Source organism: Rahnella sp. CG8, assembly GCF_023701875.1.
Classification (GTDB): Bacteria; Pseudomonadota; Gammaproteobacteria; order Enterobacterales; family Enterobacteriaceae; genus Rahnella; species Rahnella aceris.
Genome location: NZ_JABAED010000009.1, coordinates 24928 through 40659, shown reverse-complemented (window position 1 = coordinate 40659; position 15732 = coordinate 24928). Strand labels below are relative to the sequence as shown.

The 15732-nt window shown below is 55.7% G+C and carries 14 protein-coding genes; 6 read left to right on the top strand and 8 right to left on the bottom strand.

The annotated features are described in order from the left end of the window. Positions 1-5 precede the first annotated feature (5 nt). The 4 genes from HGO41_RS10610 to gudD all read left to right on the top strand — a co-directional run bounded on the left by HGO41_RS10610 (position 6) and on the right by gudD (position 5472). Positions 6-1166: a CdaR family transcriptional regulator gene (locus tag HGO41_RS10610; RefSeq protein ID WP_013576926.1), complete on the top strand. Its 1161-nt coding sequence runs from the start codon at positions 6-8 to the stop codon at positions 1164-1166. A 226-nt stretch (positions 1167-1392) separates the two neighbouring features. Further along, positions 1393-2766, top strand: coding sequence for an MFS transporter (locus HGO41_RS10605; protein WP_013576925.1), 1374 nt, complete (start codon positions 1393-1395; stop codon positions 2764-2766). Then, positions 2763-4106: an enolase C-terminal domain-like protein gene (locus HGO41_RS10600; RefSeq protein WP_013576924.1), complete on the top strand. Its 1344-nt coding sequence runs from the start codon at positions 2763-2765 to the stop codon at positions 4104-4106. The genes HGO41_RS10605 and HGO41_RS10600 overlap by 4 nt, the downstream gene beginning before the upstream one ends. Before the next feature lie 28 nt (positions 4107-4134). Further along, entirely contained in the window at positions 4135-5472 is a 1338-nt protein-coding gene (gudD, locus tag HGO41_RS10595; RefSeq protein WP_217244611.1) for a glucarate dehydratase, read from the top strand. A gap of 61 nt (positions 5473-5533) precedes the next feature. On the opposite strand, the gene HGO41_RS10590 is transcribed toward gudD, so the two are convergent. After that, on the bottom strand, positions 5534-6352 hold the full coding sequence (locus HGO41_RS10590; RefSeq protein ID WP_013576922.1) for a shikimate 5-dehydrogenase: 819 nt from the start codon (positions 6350-6352) through the stop codon (positions 5534-5536). A gap of 137 nt (positions 6353-6489) precedes the next feature. Between HGO41_RS10590 and alkB the strand changes: the two genes are divergently transcribed. Both alkB and HGO41_RS10580 read left to right on the top strand, forming a co-directional pair. Continuing rightward, entirely contained in the window at positions 6490-7143 is a 654-nt protein-coding gene (alkB, locus tag HGO41_RS10585; RefSeq protein WP_250981019.1) for a DNA oxidative demethylase AlkB, read from the top strand. 109 nt (positions 7144-7252) lie between these two features. Beyond that, positions 7253-7732, top strand: coding sequence for a cold-shock protein (locus HGO41_RS10580; protein ID WP_013576920.1), 480 nt, complete (start codon positions 7253-7255; stop codon positions 7730-7732). Positions 7733-7787: 55 nt separating this feature from the next. Here HGO41_RS10580 and HGO41_RS10575 read toward each other — a convergent pair whose 3' ends face one another. The 7 genes from HGO41_RS10575 to HGO41_RS10545 form a co-directional block, all read right to left on the bottom strand. Further along, positions 7788-8756: a Csu type fimbrial protein gene (locus HGO41_RS10575; RefSeq protein WP_250981018.1), complete on the bottom strand. Its 969-nt coding sequence runs from the start codon at positions 8754-8756 to the stop codon at positions 7788-7790. Beyond that, positions 8753-11200 (bottom strand): fimbria/pilus outer membrane usher protein, encoded by a 2448-nt coding sequence (locus HGO41_RS10570; RefSeq protein ID WP_250981017.1) that lies wholly within the window; start codon positions 11198-11200, stop codon positions 8753-8755. Before HGO41_RS10570 ends, HGO41_RS10575 begins: the two co-directional genes overlap by 4 nt. An 18-nt stretch (positions 11201-11218) precedes the next feature. Then, the gene (locus HGO41_RS10565; protein ID WP_112150930.1) at positions 11219-12016 is read right to left on the bottom strand and encodes a fimbrial biogenesis chaperone; all 798 of its coding nucleotides are present in this window, start codon (positions 12014-12016) and stop codon (positions 11219-11221) included. A gap of 19 nt (positions 12017-12035) precedes the next feature. Then, the gene (locus HGO41_RS10560; RefSeq protein WP_241916931.1) at positions 12036-12581 is read right to left on the bottom strand and encodes a Csu type fimbrial protein; all 546 of its coding nucleotides are present in this window, start codon (positions 12579-12581) and stop codon (positions 12036-12038) included. Positions 12582-12589: 8 nt separating this feature from the next. Continuing rightward, complete coding sequence (locus HGO41_RS10555; protein WP_131638342.1) at positions 12590-13108, bottom strand: Csu type fimbrial protein; 519 nt, start codon at positions 13106-13108, stop codon at positions 12590-12592. Between the two features lie 62 nt (positions 13109-13170). After that, positions 13171-13716 carry a Csu type fimbrial protein gene (locus HGO41_RS10550; RefSeq protein ID WP_013576914.1) on the bottom strand — a complete coding sequence of 182 codons (546 nt, stop codon included), beginning with the start codon at positions 13714-13716 and terminating at the stop codon, positions 13171-13173. Positions 13717-14130: 414 nt separating this feature from the next. Beyond that, positions 14131-15627 carry an MFS transporter gene (locus HGO41_RS10545; protein WP_153375574.1) on the bottom strand — a complete coding sequence of 499 codons (1497 nt, stop codon included), beginning with the start codon at positions 15625-15627 and terminating at the stop codon, positions 14131-14133. Positions 15628-15732 lie beyond the last annotated feature (105 nt).

Below are 15732 nucleotides of genomic sequence, written 5' to 3'. Positions count from 1 at the left end.
GTTCCATGTCGGCATATCATCTCGATGCAAAGCTGGCGCAACAAATTGTTGCCCGCACAATGCAAATTATTGATAGTAATGTGAATGTCATGGATGGTCGCGGACGGATTATCGGCAGCGGCGATGATCAGCGTCTTGGTGAATTGCACGAAGGCGCACTGCTGGCGATTTCGCAGGAGCGCATTGTCGACATCGACGAGGGCGTTGCACGGCATTTGCACGGTGTACGTCCGGGCATCAACCTGCCGTTGCGTATCGACGGTCAGATCGTGGGCGTTATCGGCCTGACGGGCAATCCGTCCCAGTTGCGTCAGTATGGCGAGCTGGTGTGTATGACCGCCGAAATGATGCTCGAACAGGCGCGTCTGCTGCACATGCTGGCGCAGGACAGCCGTCTGCGGGAAGAACTGGTGCTTAACCTGATTCGTGTGGATGAACTCTCTCCGGCACTGATGGAGTGGGCGCAGCGTCTGGGCATCGACCTCAACCGGCCACGTGTCGCGGCGGTGGTGGAAGTCGACAGCGGACAGCTCGGTGTGGACTCTGCCATGGCAGAACTGCAACAACTGCAAACTTTACTGACCACGCCGGAGCGTGACAATCTGATCGCTATCGTTTCCCTCACCGAAATGGTGGTGCTGAAACCGGCCCTGAACAGCTACGATCGCTGGGATCCGGAGGGCCACCGCCAGCGCATTGATCATCTGCTGTCGCGCATGACCGAAACTGGTCGTCTGCGCGTGCGCATTTCCCTTGGCAACTTTTTTACCGGCCCTGGCAGCATCGCCCGTTCTTATCGCACCGCACGTACCACCATGAGTGTGGGCAAACAGCGGATGCCGGAACAGCGGTGTTACTTCTATCAGGATCTGATCTTACCCGTGCTGCTCGACAGCCTGCGTGGCGGCTGGCAGGCCGATGAACTGGTGCGTCCGCTGGCGCGTCTGAAAGCGACGGATGGCAACGGATTACTGCGCCGCACACTGACGTCGTGGTTCCACCATAATGTTCAGCCGACCGCTACGTCTAAGGCACTGTATATTCATCGTAATACGCTGGAATATCGCCTCAACCGTATCTCGGAATTAACCGGCCTGGATCTGGGGAACTTCGACGATCGTTTATTGCTGTACGTGGCCCTGCAATTAGATAACAACCATCTGTGACCGCCATCACAGCCGTTTCATTTTTTGTGAAACAACTCGCACGTCGCTGGGCATTTGCCTCAGGATAAATGCAAAGGGCTATTTATGCTTGGTTGATTGCCCAATGAGTAAAGGGAATGTTGTTCATATACTGGCTGCGTTCCTTCCTCTCTGAACCCTACAGTTCTGTGAATGGAATGACTTTTATCTCTGTTTAGAGGCGTTGTCATTAATTCCGGAGAACACCATGGAAACTACCGTTTCAGCAGCCAGTGCCGTCAAAAAAAGAACTAATGCGCGCTACTGGATAGTGGTGATGTTATTTATTGTCACCTCATTTAATTACGGCGATCGTGCCACGTTATCCATTGCCGGTTCGGCGATGGCCAAAGATATCGGGCTGGATTCCGTCGGGATGGGTTATATCTTCTCGGCATTTTCCTGGGCATATGTCATCGGGCAAATACCCGGTGGCTGGCTGCTCGATAAATTCGGTTCGAAAAAAGTTTATTTCTACAGCATTTTCATCTGGTCGTTATTCACCCTGCTGCAAGGCTTTGTCGATGTCTTCAGCGGCTTCGGCATTGTGGTATCGCTGTTTGCTTTACGTTTTCTGGTTGGCCTGGCCGAAGCGCCGTCCTTCCCCGGCAACAGCCGTATCGTCGCAGCCTGGTTCCCGGCTCAGGAACGTGGCACCGCAGTCTCTATTTTTAACTCAGCGCAGTACTTCGCCACGGTTATTTTCGCCCCGATCATGGGCTGGCTGACGCACGAAGTGGGCTGGTCACACGTCTTCTTCTTCATGGGCGGTCTGGGGATCGTGCTGAGTTTCATCTGGCTGAAAGTGATCCACGATCCGAAAGATCATCCGGGCGTAAATCAGGCCGAACTTGATTACATGGAAGCCGGTGGTGCGCTGATCAATATGGATCAGAAAATCACCAAAAAAGCCGTCGTAAAAGGCGAAAAAACCTTCCAGATGAAACAGTTACTGAAATCCCGCATGATGATTGGCATTTACATCGGCCAGTACTGCATCAACGCGCTGACCTATTTCTTCATCACCTGGTTCCCGGTGTATCTGGTTCAGGCGCGCGGTATGTCGATACTTAAAGCGGGCATGGTGGCCTCAGTACCGGCGATTTGCGGATTCCTCGGCGGCGTACTGGGTGGAATTATCTCCGACTGGCTGATGCGCAGAACCAGCAACCTGACACTGTCGCGCAAGGCTCCGATTGTGATCGGTATGCTGTTGTCGATGTCGATGATTTTCTGCAACTACGTTGATACCGAATGGATGGTGGTTGGCATTATGGCATTCGCCTTCTTCGGTAAAGGTCTGGGTGCGCTGGGCTGGGCGGTAATGGCCGATACCGCACCGAAAGAAATCAGCGGGCTGAGCGGCGGATTGTTCAACATGTTCGGTAACGTCTCCGGCATCATCACGCCGATCGCTATCGGCTACATTATCGGGACCACCGGTTCCTTCAACGGCGCGCTGATTTATGTCGGCATCCACGCTCTGCTCGCCGTTGTCAGTTACGTGTTTATTGTCGGAAAAATCGAACGTATTCAGCTTCGCCCGTACCACGGTACAGGCACAGTAAAAGGGGAAAGATGATGAGTACGCAATCCTCACCGGTTATCACGGATATGCAGGTCATTCCTGTGGCAGGGCATGACAGCATGCTGATGAATATTGGTGGCGCGCACGGTGCTTACTTCACCCGCAATATCGTTATCCTCAAGGACAGTGCCGGGAACACCGGTGTCGGCGAAGCGCCGGGCGGGGAGGTGATTTACAACACGCTGGTGGAGGCCATTGCTCAGGTGAAAGGCCAGGAAGTGGCGCGCATGAACCGGCTGGTGCATCAGATCCACGTCGGCAATCAGTCATCGGATTTTGACTCTTTCGGTAAAGGTGCATGGACGTTCGAACTGCGCGTTAACGCCGTCGCCGCACTGGAAGCCGCGCTGCTGGATCTGATGGGCAAATTCCTCGGCGTGCCGGTGTGTGAACTGCTCGGGCCGGGCAAACAGCGCGACGAAGTCACGGTGCTCGGTTATCTGTTTTATATCGGTGACCGGCAGAAAACCGATTTGCCGTATCAGGAAGGGGAACGCAGCCATCACGACTGGTATCACCTGCGTCATCAGGAAGCGATGAACAGTGAGGCGGTGGTGCGGCTGGCCGAAGCGGCGCAGGATCGCTATGGCTTCAAAGATTTCAAACTCAAAGGCGGCGTGCTGCCGGGCGAGCAGGAGATAGAGGCGGTTAAAGCACTGGCAAAACGCTTCCCGGATGCGCGGATCACGGTTGATCCGAACGGCGCGTGGCTGCTGGATGAAGCAATCGACCTGTGCAAAGACCTGCACGGTATCCTCAGCTATGCCGAAGATCCGTGCGGTGCGGAGCAGGGTTTTTCCGGCCGCGAAGTGATGGCGGAATTCCGCCGTGCCACCGGTTTGCCGGTCGCCACAAACATGATTGCCACTAACTGGCGCGAGATGCAGCACGCGGTGATGTTGCAGTCGGTGGATATTCCGCTGGCGGATCCGCATTTCTGGACCATGCATGGCGCGGTGCGGGTCGCACAACTTTGTGATGAGTGGGGCCTGACGTGGGGCTGCCATTCGAATAACCATTTCGACATTTCGCTGGCGATGTTTACCCACGTCGGTGCAGCCGTACCGGGTAAACCGACAGCGATAGATACGCACTGGATCTGGCAGGAAGGCAACCAGCGCCTGACCAAAGAGCCGCTGCAAATTGTGAACGGGAAAATCAAAGTGCCTGAAAAACCGGGGCTGGGCGTGGAGATCGACATGGATCAAATCCATCGCGCCCACGAGCTGCACCGGAAACTGCCGACCGGTGCGCGCAACGATGCCGCCGCGATGCAGTATCTGATCCCCGGCTGGACATTCGATCGCAAGCGCCCGGCACTGGGGCGTGGTTAACGGAATCTGAATTCACTAAGGAGTAAGCATGACCTCTTCATCTACACCTAAAATTGTCTCCATGCAGGTGATCCCGGTGGCCGGGCACGACAGCATGTTGCTTAATCTCAGCGGCGCACATGCCCCTTTCTTCACCCGCAACATCCTGATCCTCAAGGATAGCAGCGGTAACACCGGCGTCGGTGAAGTGCCGGGCGGCGAGAAAATTCGTCAGACGCTGGATGATTCCGCGTTGCTGGTGATTGGCAAAACGCTGGGTGAATACAAAAATGTGATGACCGCCGTGCGGGAAAAATTCGCCGACCGTGATGCCTCTGGCCGCGGTTTGCAGACTTTTGATTTGCGTACCACTATCCACGTCGTGACGGCGATCGAAGCCGCGATGCTGGACTTGCTCGGCAAACATCTGGGCGTCACCGTGGCATCATTGCTGGGCGACGGGCAGCAACGTGATGAAGTCGAAATGCTCGGCTATCTGTTCTACGTCGGCGACCGCAACAAAACCTCACTGGGCTATCAGAGCCAGCCGGGCGACAGTTGCGACTGGTATCGCCTGCGCCATGAAGAGGCGCTGACACCGGCGGCGGTAGTGCTTCTGGCGGAAGCAGCATATGAAAAATACGGCTTTAATGATTTCAAACTGAAAGGCGGCGTACTGGCTGGCAGCGAAGAGGCCGAAGCCGTGACGGCGCTGGCGCAACGCTTCCCGCAGGCGCGGATCACACTTGATCCTAACGGTGCCTGGTCGCTGAATGAAGCGATTGCGCTCGGCAAACAACTGCGCGGTGTGCTGGCGTATGCGGAAGATCCATGCGGTGCCGAGCAGGGCTTCTCCGGGCGCGAAGTGATGGCCGAATTCCGTCAGGCAACCGGCCTGCCGACGGCCACTAATATGATCGCCACCGACTGGCGTCAGATGGGGCATACCATCCAGCTGAAATCCGTGGATATTCCGCTGGCGGATCCGCACTTCTGGACGATGCAGGGGTCAGTTCGCGTCGCGCAGATGTGCCACGAATGGGGGCTGACCTGGGGTTCGCACTCTAACAATCACTTTGATATTTCACTGGCGATGTTTACCCAGGTGGCCGCCGCTGCGCCGGGTAAAATCACTGCCATCGATACGCACTGGATCTGGCAGGAAGGCAATCAGCGCCTGACCAAAGAACCGTTGCAGATCAAAGGCGGTAAGGTGCGCGTGCCGGAACAACCGGGTCTGGGCGTTGAGCTGGATATGGATCAGGTGATGAAGGCGCACGAGCTGTACAAAGGCATGGGGCTGGGTGCCCGTGACGATGCGCAGGGCATGCAGTTCCTGGTACCGGACTGGAAGTTTGATCCGAAAAAACCGTGTCTGGTGCGGTAAGTGATATGCAACTATAAAAAAGCCTCTCCGGTGAGAGGCTTTTTACGTTCTGACAGGAAACTCAGCCCCGTGCGTGTGCCGCGGCCTTTTCTATCTGTTCATCCGAAGGGCGTACACCGGTATACAGCACGAACTGCTCGACGGCCTGAAGTGTGGCGACTTCCGCACCGGTAATCACTTTCTTGCCGTGTTCGCGGCCGTAGCGGATCAGCGGTGTTTCTACCGGCAGCGCGACGACGTCAAAGACGATGCTGGCGCGGTCAATCACCGCCGGTTCAAAGGCCAGTGAATCCACTTCCGGCCCGCCCGCCATGCCGATTGGCGTGACATTCACCACCATATCCACGGCAACATCGCCGACTTCTGCTTTCCATTCATAACCGTATTCTTCCGCCAGCGCACGGCCGTTAGCTTCGTTGCGGGCAATGATGTAGCCCTTTTTGAAACCGGCATCACGAATGGCCGCGACCACGGCTTTGCCCATGCCGCCGCTGCCGCGCAGGGCGAAAACGGCATCACGCGGCACCTGATGGCTGTCGAGCAGTTTGGCGACCGCGATGTAATCCGTGTTGTAGGCGCGCAGGAAGCCGTCGTCATTGACGATGGTATTCACCGACTGAATGGCTGTCGCGGAAGGATCCAACTCATCGAGGAAAGGAATGCAGGCTTCCTTGAACGGCATCGAGACCGCGCAGCCGCGAATACCCAGTGCGCGTACGCCTTTCACCGCGGCTTCGATGTCTTGGGTGGAAAATGCTTTGTAGACGAAGTTCAGGTCTAATGCCTGATAAAGGCTGTTATGAAAACGGGTACCGAAATTGCCCGGACGACCGGAAAGGGACATACACAACTGCGTGTCTTTGTTAATTTCCCGACTCATTTCATTCTCCTTTTAAGATGTTCTTTATGACCTTACGGCCTCTTAATGAACCTTAGCTGAAACGATCCGCCCCGACAATCTGCCTCTGTCTCAAATCGGCTGTTATACTTAACAGATGCGTGAACACGGAGGCTGATATGAATTTGGACTTGTTTGATCACCCCGATTTTCACCCCAACTGGCGCGAAGAACTGTGCCCGGGCGCGGTGGTATTGCGCGGTGCGGCGCTGGCAGAGGATGTCGCATTGCTGGCGGAAATCGACCGGATCGCCGAGCTGGTGCCTTTTCAGTATCGCGCCACGCCGGGCGGTTATGCGATGTCGGTGGCAATGACCAATTGCGGTGATGTCGGCTGGGTGACGGACAGGGCAGGTTATCGCTACCAGGCCACCTCGCCGGAAAGTCATCAGCAATGGCCGCCGATGCCGGAATTGTTTCGTTCGCTTGCCGTGAGCGCGGCGGACCAGGCGGGTTTTGCAGGCTTCGAGCCGGATGCCTGTCTGATCAACCGCTATCAGCCGGGGGCGAAAATGAGCCTGCATCAGGACAAAGACAAGCACGATTTCGGCCAGCCGATCGTCTCTGTCTCACTGGGCTTACCGGCTGTTTTCCAGTTTGGCGGCATGGAGCGCAGTGATAAAACCCAGCGTGTGCCGCTGATGCATGGCGATATTGTGGTGTGGGGCGGCCCGTCGCGGCTGCGTTATCACGGCGTATTGCCACTGAAAGCGGGCGAGCATCCGCTGACCGGATCGTACCGGTTTAATCTTACGTTCCGTAAAGCGACGTAATTCCGTGGGCATCAGGCCGTAAAGCACAGGACTTTGTCCGCATTCTGCTTTACACTGCCGCCCTGCAAAAAATGACATGTTGAATAAATAATTACTTAGGCGGTAAGCGATGAACGGCGTAATCACAACCTGGTTTGAAGATAAAGGTTTCGGTTTTATCAAAGATGAAAACGGCGATAACCGTTATTTCCACGTGATTAAAGTTGCAAACCCTGAGCTGATTAAAAAAGATGCGGCAGTCACCTTTGAACCGACCACCAACAACAAAGGCCTTTCCGCCTTTGCGGTGAAAGTCGAGCCGGAGAGCAAATACATCTTTATTGCCGGTGAGCGTATCAAAATCACCAGCATCAAATCCTTCCTGGCGTTTAACGAAGAGGTTCCTGCTGAAACCAAAATCGACAAAGAAAACGCTGTGCTTTCCGTCGGATTGTTGATGAACCGTATACGTCCGCAGGAAGAAGAGAAAAAAGCGGAGATGCGCACCATGAAAAAGTTGCTGATCACCACCTTCCAGAACAGCACCTATGTGTTCACTGAAGATGAAATTGACGTGGATGCCACCGTCAAGACGCTGAAAGCGCTGTAATATCCCTTCTCAAACCGGTGCACATCGTGGCACCGGTTCTGCTTTCCCTTCTTTCTTAATACGTCACCGTGACCGTCACCATATCGCTGTAGTTACCTGCGGGCTGATTGCTTTGCGCAAGATTTACGGATGCGGTATACGGAAACGATTGTGAAGTGCCGGTGCCGGTCGCGCTGCTGTCGGTGGAAGCCGTCCATACCGTGCTGTCACCTTTAAATATCTGATATTGCAGATAACGGGTGGTGCCGCCGACGGTGGAGGCCATCTGCCGGTATTGTCCGGACACCGGCACGCTGCTGGTCAGGTTGACGGAATAGCTGGCGTTCAGGGTGCAGCGTACGCTGATAGTATTTGCCACCACTGTGGTCAGGCCGGAAGGCAGTGCAGCACTGCCGAAACCCACATTGGGCGCGCTGTCGATATAACAGAAATTGGTGACATTGAGCGTCAGGGCGACATTGCCCGACACGTTACCGGAGTCTGCGAGACACAGTAAGGTGCCGATAGCCACTGAACACATATTCCATGTCCATGAGATGGGAATGACATCGGTATAAGTGCCTGCGGCCAGATTGGAAATGGCGACCGGCCGGACGTAGAGAGGTAAGGTGCTGTTGGGGCCGGAAAACAAGCCGAGTAATCCCAGCGCCGTGGTGCTGCTCCAGCTGATGGTATCGCCCTGATTATAAACGGCACTGCAGCTGGCATCCTTGCACAGGCTGTAGGGTAAATACTGCCCCGTTGTCCCGCTGTAAAGTCTGGGCTGCGAATTGCTGGGATGCTGAGTCACGCCGATAAACGCGGTGATGGTATTGGTGCCTGCGATGTTAAGCAGCCCGCCAGTACAACTTAATCCGCTGCCCCCTGAGGTGATCAGCGGCGATGAACTGACTGCAAACGAGTTTTGTGTGCCCAGCGTAATGCTCCCGGGCGCCGTCGTGCATCCCGCTTTTGCCCACCACGTTGTACCCAGCAACAGCATCAGCAATAATCCGCGATGCATCTGCTGCCTGAGAATCCTCATGATTTATCTCCTGCCGTTGTTTTCGCTGTGCCGCCGGGGCATGTCAGCGGGCCGACCTGCTCAATGCTGTGACGGGCAGGGTTCAGGGTGAAACTGACCCGGCAAAGCGAATGATCTTCCGTCTGGATATTCAGCACGTTGTTTTCCTGTAAGTGCGAGAAGTACACCAGCCCGTCGTAACCGGTGACGGTGGTCTGTTCTGTGTTTTGTTCCGTGACCAGCGTGCCGGGTTTCAGCGGCTGTCCGGCGGCGTCATGCAGGGTGATATTGGCGGACAGCACTTTCTCGACGCTGAATTTCACCACCACGCCGCTGCCTTGTTTCACCGCGATGCGGTCATTGACGTTACTGGTGACCACGTCGGCGGGGAGCGGCAGGGTGTCGATTTCCACTTTGGCCGGATAATACGAACTGACGGTCGGGATCAGCAGGTGGCCGTTTTTATCGGTTTTGCCCATTTTCTGATTCTCGAACAGCACGGGAACATCCGCGTAATGATCGGTATCCACCACGATAAAGGCATCATTGATCTTATCCGACAGGAACCAGTCGTTCGCCATAAACACCACGGATCCGCTCAGATCTGCCCAGTGGGTGTAATCGCCCCGATTGCCGTAGAACCCACCCTGCAGGGTCGCGTAGCGGGATTTCCAGGTGGCGTCGGCCTGCTGATACGGATTGTTGCCGCCGCTGTAAGCCAGATTCCAGCCCAGACCGCCGTCGGTGGGCGTCGCCTTGCTGGCGCCGGTTTGCTCCTGATAATTACCCGCACTGTCGCGCTGTACGCCCGCATTCATATTGATGTTGGTGCCAATCGGAATGATGAACTGCAACTGCGCGCTGTAGCCGGTATCGCCCAGCGTTTTATTGAGGGATAAAAACATGCTGCTTTGTCCCCACAGCGAGCGGCTGTAAGAAAAATTCACCAGCCGCGTATGCGAATTGTCATAGGCTTCGACATCGTAATACCCGATGCCCATCGTGCCGTTAGCGTTCCCGAACGGCGACGTGCTGAACGTCACCTGATCTGCCTGACGGCTTAACCGCGTGTCGCTGGTGTAAGACGTGATGTCCTGATAACCCGCCGTGCGTTTTGAGCGCAGAGCAGACAGGCTGAATACCGTCGAATAGTAGGAATAGCCCAGCGTGTATTGGCTGCCGTCTTTTTTATCGGTCACGTTCTCGCCCCGCGCACGGTCGGCTTTACTCTGGCTGCCTGAAACACTCAGTGTGCCCCAGGTGCTGACCGCGATATCGGTGCCCAATCCGCCCAGCGCCAGACCCTGTACGGTTTCGGAATGGCCGGACAGCGTCAGGTAATCGCTCAGCCCGTATCGGTAAATCCCGCTGAATGCGGTATCTGAGTAGTCGCCGTTGGTGACGCCATAATTGTTACGTACAGCCCCGAGCGAGAAATCGAAATCGCTGAGGCTTTTGCGCAGCAACGTGTTGGAAACGTAAAAGGGCACGCTGGTCGAGACCTGACGTCCGACCGCATCGGTGGTCACGATCGTCGCTTCACCGGCGCCATTGATATACGGCACGTTGGTCAGGGTAAAAGGCCCGGAATTGAGGTTATTACTGCTGGCCTTGTAGCCGTTCAGAAACAAATCAACCGTGGTCGGTACCGCCGCCGTGCCGCTGTATTGCAGCAACGGGTAGGTCACCAGATCCGGACGCACGCCAAAGTTACGGCTGATACGCAGGCCGCCCATGCGCGCCGAGTTACTCCACGTCAGGGAATCGCTGACGAAATCCCCGACCTGGTAGCTGATCAGATTTTTCTCGTCGGTGAAACGCCAGAAGGTGTCGTAACGCAGATAACCGTCCTGCGTGGTCTGGCCGCCGTTGCTGTTGTCGGCGTTATCAATGTTGTAGCGGTAAGTGCCGGTATTGGTGACCAGTCCGAGGCTGCTGAATAACCGTTGCTCCATCCAGGTGGCGACAGACTTCGCACCGCCGGGCGGATCGGTGTAGTACGAATCATAGTTAAACAACAGGCCGGTGCTGCTTTGCGACGGCGTGTAATTCATCAGCGGATCGCCGCTGACATTCTGGTTCGGCAGCCAGGCATCTGGCACCGTTAACACCAGTTGCTGGGTGGCCGAATCGTATCTGGCTTTTACGTCCGGCAATTCGCCGACATTGATCAGCCCCTGCCGGCCATTAATGTGGATGTGATTCTTCGCCAGAACACCGGCTTCGACGAAGTAGGCGTTATTGCGATACGTCACCGGCACGACCTGATTATCCGTCTGACCGTTGACCACAACCGACAGATAAAACATGGCGTCCTTGACCACCGGTGCCGCACGCGGGGCATCAGGCAGTGAAGAATATTCCTGCGCCTGTGCACTGAGCGTACTCAGGCATATCAGGCACAGGCTTCCCCGGAAATAAAGCGGTCGCTGATGACCTTCCCGGAGAAAACGTCTGATTGTCATTCGTTGCGGCTCCTGCTGTTACTGGCCGCGTGGAATGACAATCGGTTGGGTGTTATCGGCAATCTGCGCATTGAGTTGCGCCCCTGGCGTCACCCCTGCGGGCACCGGCCAGCGCATTTGTTGTCCCGGCAATACATAACCCATAAAGCCGCCCACCATGGTTTTTACGCCTTGTTTCTGGTTACCCGTCGCCGACCAGAAAACGTTACTCAGGCGCGCATGGACGAGGCCGGTATTACCCACCTGCAAATAGGTTTTCCCACCCTCGGACACCGTACGCCAGTTGAGGATCGGACGCGTCGCCGTGGAAGGGTCGCGTTTGATATCCGCGCGATCGTTGGTCCACAAATTGCCGCCATCCATAAACAGCGGCAGTAAATAACGCATCTGCAATTGCAGACCGACGACCGCTTTGTCTTTGCCCTCACCGGCGCTGTTCAGCGGCGACGGGATTTCATCAATGATAATGCGGTACGCCTGCTCGGTATTGGCCGGCACCGGCGTGTTGCGGATAAGCCTGATCAACTGACGCTGCCCCGGTGGCACGGTAGCAAATGGCGGGCTGGCGACCACGTTGGTCTGATCGGCATACTTCTCGTTAAAATTCTCCTGCTTCCAGGCCAGTACGCGCACCTGCAAGGACACCGGTTCTGCGCCACGGTTTTCCAGCCACAGGGCAGATCCGTTCTGATCAGATTCAATAATCTGATAGACCGGCCAGACCAGCACCGAACTGGCAGCCTGTGCGTTCACGCAAGACAGAAAGGCACCGAGCAATGCGGCGGTAGTGAAAAGGCGTAGAAACAGTGTCTTCATATTTTTATATCCTGATGATTCAATAAGTTAACGTGACAGTGACGGTATCGGTATACGTCCCGGCGGAAGGCAGAGGGGTCACAGCGTATAAACGTGCATAAACCGGGTAGGTTTGCGAGGTATCCGGAAAACTGGGGATGGACATCACCAGCGCGCCATTGCCCCAGACCAGACTGCGGGCGGCATCGCGGAAAAGCTGGTAGCCCAGCAGATCGGTATTGGTGGTGTTTTGCATATAGCGGCGTGTGGCGGTGCCGCCGTGAGTACCGTAATCCATGGCAATACTGACGGAGGTACCCGGCGTGCAGGTGACGACCACGGAACCTGCGCCCGCGCTGCTGACAATATCGACGTTGCTGATGATGTCCGACAGGGAACCGAAGTTGAGGGTGCCGAGACTGGAGATCGGGCTGGCAAGCGAGCTGCCAAATACGCAGCCATTGGTGAGGGTCGCCGAAACGGTAAACGTCGTGGTTGCCGTGGCGGCACGCGCTGAACTGCACAATATCAGCAGCAATAACATCATCGGTAATAACACGGGCGGAAAACGCAGGCTGGCAGGCATCGTCACCTCTACCAGGATACGGTGACATTCACCGTATCCTGATAAACACCGGCGGCAGGCGTGGTCTGTGCCGGAACGCGGCCATAGACCGTGCTCCACTGATCCGCGCCGTTACCGGTGCCGCTGACGCCGGTGATGTTGTCCCACACGGTGGTGCGTGCCGCCGAGGTGTAAAGGTTGTACTGCAGCGTCGCGGCGCTGTTGGTGGTATTGACCATTCTGCGGGCGGTAACCACACCGCTGCTGCCGCCATCCATGACAATTTTGTAGGTCAGCCCGCTCACGCATTTTACGCGGATCGAACCCGCCAGTGGTGTGCTGGTAGCATTCACCGCGCTGGTGAGCGACGCATAATTGCCAAAATTCAGCGTACCGAAACGGGTGCTGCCGGACGTCGTGGTTCCCGCTTCACAGGCGGGCAGCAACGTGGCACTGATGCCTATCGTTGCCGCCTGACTCAGCGGAATGTGCAACTGCACCGACACCAGCAGGGTGGCAGGCAGTAGCCGCAGTACCTTGATGTCCATGATTTTTCCTTCCTTGAACCGAAAGCCAGTCAGAGCCGGACCCGGCGCTGAGGGAAAAACGCTTACCAGGAAAGAGTGGCAACAACGGTATCGTTATAGGTTCCTGCAGCCGGCGTGGTGCTGGTCTGGTCAGCAGGCAGCACACGACCGTAAATCGGGATATTTTGCGCCGTGGTCCCTGTGGTGAGCGTAATTGGCGTATTAATCGCGATTTCGGTGGTACGTGCGGTATCGGAATAGAGGCGGTAAGGAATACTGTTGCCGCTGGATGTCATGGAACGCAGCCCGCCGGTTGCCGCCAGTCCGCCGTTCAGTGACAGCGTCGGGGTCAGTCCTGTGCTACAGGCGATGGTGACGGCACCGGTTCCGTCAGCGCCGAATACGGTCCCGTTAATAACGCTGGTCAGATCCGCGTAGTTACCAAAATTCAGCGTACCCCACTGGTTGGTTCCCCCCGTTGATGTGCCGTTACCGACAGTACAACCTGTGCTGATGGTGAGCTGAACGCCTACCTGGCCTGTTAAGGTACCGGCGGCCTGTGCACCTGCGACTAAAGTCAGCGTCGCCGCAGAAAGCACGGCCAGTAATAATGATTTTTTTTCGCCCATGATGACTCCCAAAATAACTTACACGGATGTGTATTCATGCAACGGCGTTGCATGTGGAAATCCTCTGGTGGTTAATAGTTAACGCAAAAAAACGGCAAGAAAAGCCGGTAATAAACAGCGTGCAGGCCGGGTATTATGTTTTCCCTTCACAACGGAGCGGAGCCCTGACCTTATGTGCATGATGAAAAACGCAGTCATGGTTAAATATAAGTTAATAAATTTACCTTAAGGGACTCTTTTCATTATTTTTGTCAATAAGGATAAAAATTCTATAAATTACAAATTATAAAATTTTAATCCTGTTTATATTGATTTTTATTGGTTAATTATTGTGTTACCTAAACAAAAAGATGAAGGTGTTTAACATTTACTTTTGTATGGACATGGGTTTCTTCCCGCGATTGGTTAACAGTGCTACTGATGTTTACCGCGCAGCGCCAGCAACACCAGCAGCGCAGAGAACAGCGTAATCGCCATCAGACACAACAGTAAGGGATGCAATGAGACGGCATAAAGCTGCTGAAGCTGTGCCGTACTGGCTTGTGTAATAAGCTGCTGTGCCACGGTAAGATTACCGGTCGCCAGCCGTTGCGCCGCCTGGCTGATGGCCTCCGGACTGATCGCATCGCCGGTAAAGCGGGCCGCCAGTGCGTTGTGCGTTAACATCGACAGAATAGCGCCGACAATCGCCAGCGAGATGCCTTCTCCGGCCACGCGTGTGGTGCTGAAAATGCCGGTTGCCATGCCCGCCCGTTCTTTCGGCACGACGCTCACCGACAGTCCATCCATCAGCCCCCATGGCAAACCGGTACCGATGCCGACAACCACCATCGGCGCAATCATGCCTGTGACATCCTGCGCCAGCACCGCCTGACTGAGCCAGCCCAAACCGGCGGCGGCAATCACCAAACCTGATGTGCACAACACGCCTGCCGAAATCCAGCGCGTCAGCCACGCGGCCAGCAGTGGCACAATCAGCATCGGGACAGAAAGTGCCATCATCATCAGCCCGGCGCGTTCTTCGCTCAGTCCGGAGACCCCGATAAACAGCATCGGCAACACCACCAGCAGCACCACGAAACAGAAACCCGTCGCCAGCGGAAGTGCCTGCACACCGATAAAACGGATATAACGGAACAGGGATAAATCCAGCATCGGGTTTTTCACCCGCAGCTCAACAACCACAAATACCGCCAGCAACAGCGCCGCGCCTCCCAGCAGGGAAAGTACCCGTGTACTGTGCAGACCAGACTGTGGAATTTCCATCAGCGCCCAGGTCAGCAATGCCAGCATGGCGGTAAAGGACAGCGTCCCCGGCCAGTCGATGCCGGATGCCTGCGGATTCCGCGTTTCACGCATTTTTCCGGCGCCCGCTATCAGGGAAAGAACGGCAATCACCGTCGCGGAGAAAAACACCGAACGCCAGCCGAAGTTTGCGATAAGCACGCCTGCGAGAAAGGGGCCGAAGGCCAGTCCGACGCCAAAACTGCTGCCCATCAGGCTGAAAGCCCGGGTACGCGCTGCGCCATCGAATTCCTGCGCCAAAGCAGCCGCACCACCGGCCAGCGCACCGGCAGCAGCAATACCCTGCGCGGCGCGCAGTAAATCAATCCACAGCAAACTGCTGCTGAAAGCCTGGAGTAACGACAACAGCGCAAACAGAGACACGCCGCTGACGAACACTTTTTTGCGCCCCAGTTCATCGGCCAGCGCCCCGGCCGCCATCAGAAAACAGCCGAATGTGAGCATGAACGAATTGGTGATCCAGCTCAGTGCCTGCGCGCTGCCGCCGAGTTCACGGGCAATGGCGGGTGTTGCCACCGCACCGCTGACAAAATTGAGCGGCAAAATTACCGCCGCCAGACACACGGTAAATAGCACCTGCAGGCTGCCTGATGAAGATGAGGTCATTGTTCGCTTTCCTGATATTGGGGTATAACAGTGATGATAAATTGTCTTGAATATGGCGGAAACAGGCTGTAAGTCCGAGGATTGCGGACTAAATCGCTCGAATAA

Coding starts and splice junctions, on each gene's coding strand:
- HGO41_RS10610 (WP_013576926.1), top strand. CDS start 6: ATGTCGGCATATCATCTCGATGCAAAGCTGGCGCAACAAATTGTTGCC.
- HGO41_RS10545 (WP_153375574.1), bottom strand. CDS start 15,627: ATGACCTCATCTTCATCAGGCAGCCTGCAGGTGCTATTTACCGTGTGT.
- HGO41_RS10560 (WP_241916931.1), bottom strand. CDS start 12,581: ATGCCTGCCAGCCTGCGTTTTCCGCCCGTGTTATTACCGATGATGTTA.
- HGO41_RS10565 (WP_112150930.1), bottom strand. CDS start 12,016: ATGAAGACACTGTTTCTACGCCTTTTCACTACCGCCGCATTGCTCGGT.
- HGO41_RS10605 (WP_013576925.1), top strand. CDS start 1,393: ATGGAAACTACCGTTTCAGCAGCCAGTGCCGTCAAAAAAAGAACTAAT.
- HGO41_RS10600 (WP_013576924.1), top strand. CDS start 2,763: ATGATGAGTACGCAATCCTCACCGGTTATCACGGATATGCAGGTCATT.
- HGO41_RS10570 (WP_250981017.1), bottom strand. CDS start 11,200: ATGACAATCAGACGTTTTCTCCGGGAAGGTCATCAGCGACCGCTTTAT.
- HGO41_RS10580 (WP_013576920.1), top strand. CDS start 7,253: ATGAACGGCGTAATCACAACCTGGTTTGAAGATAAAGGTTTCGGTTTT.
- HGO41_RS10555 (WP_131638342.1), bottom strand. CDS start 13,108: ATGGACATCAAGGTACTGCGGCTACTGCCTGCCACCCTGCTGGTGTCG.
- gudD (WP_217244611.1), top strand. CDS start 4,135: ATGACCTCTTCATCTACACCTAAAATTGTCTCCATGCAGGTGATCCCG.
- HGO41_RS10550 (WP_013576914.1), bottom strand. CDS start 13,716: ATGGGCGAAAAAAAATCATTATTACTGGCCGTGCTTTCTGCGGCGACG.
- HGO41_RS10575 (WP_250981018.1), bottom strand. CDS start 8,756: ATGAGGATTCTCAGGCAGCAGATGCATCGCGGATTATTGCTGATGCTG.
- HGO41_RS10590 (WP_013576922.1), bottom strand. CDS start 6,352: ATGAGTCGGGAAATTAACAAAGACACGCAGTTGTGTATGTCCCTTTCC.
- alkB (WP_250981019.1), top strand. CDS start 6,490: ATGAATTTGGACTTGTTTGATCACCCCGATTTTCACCCCAACTGGCGC.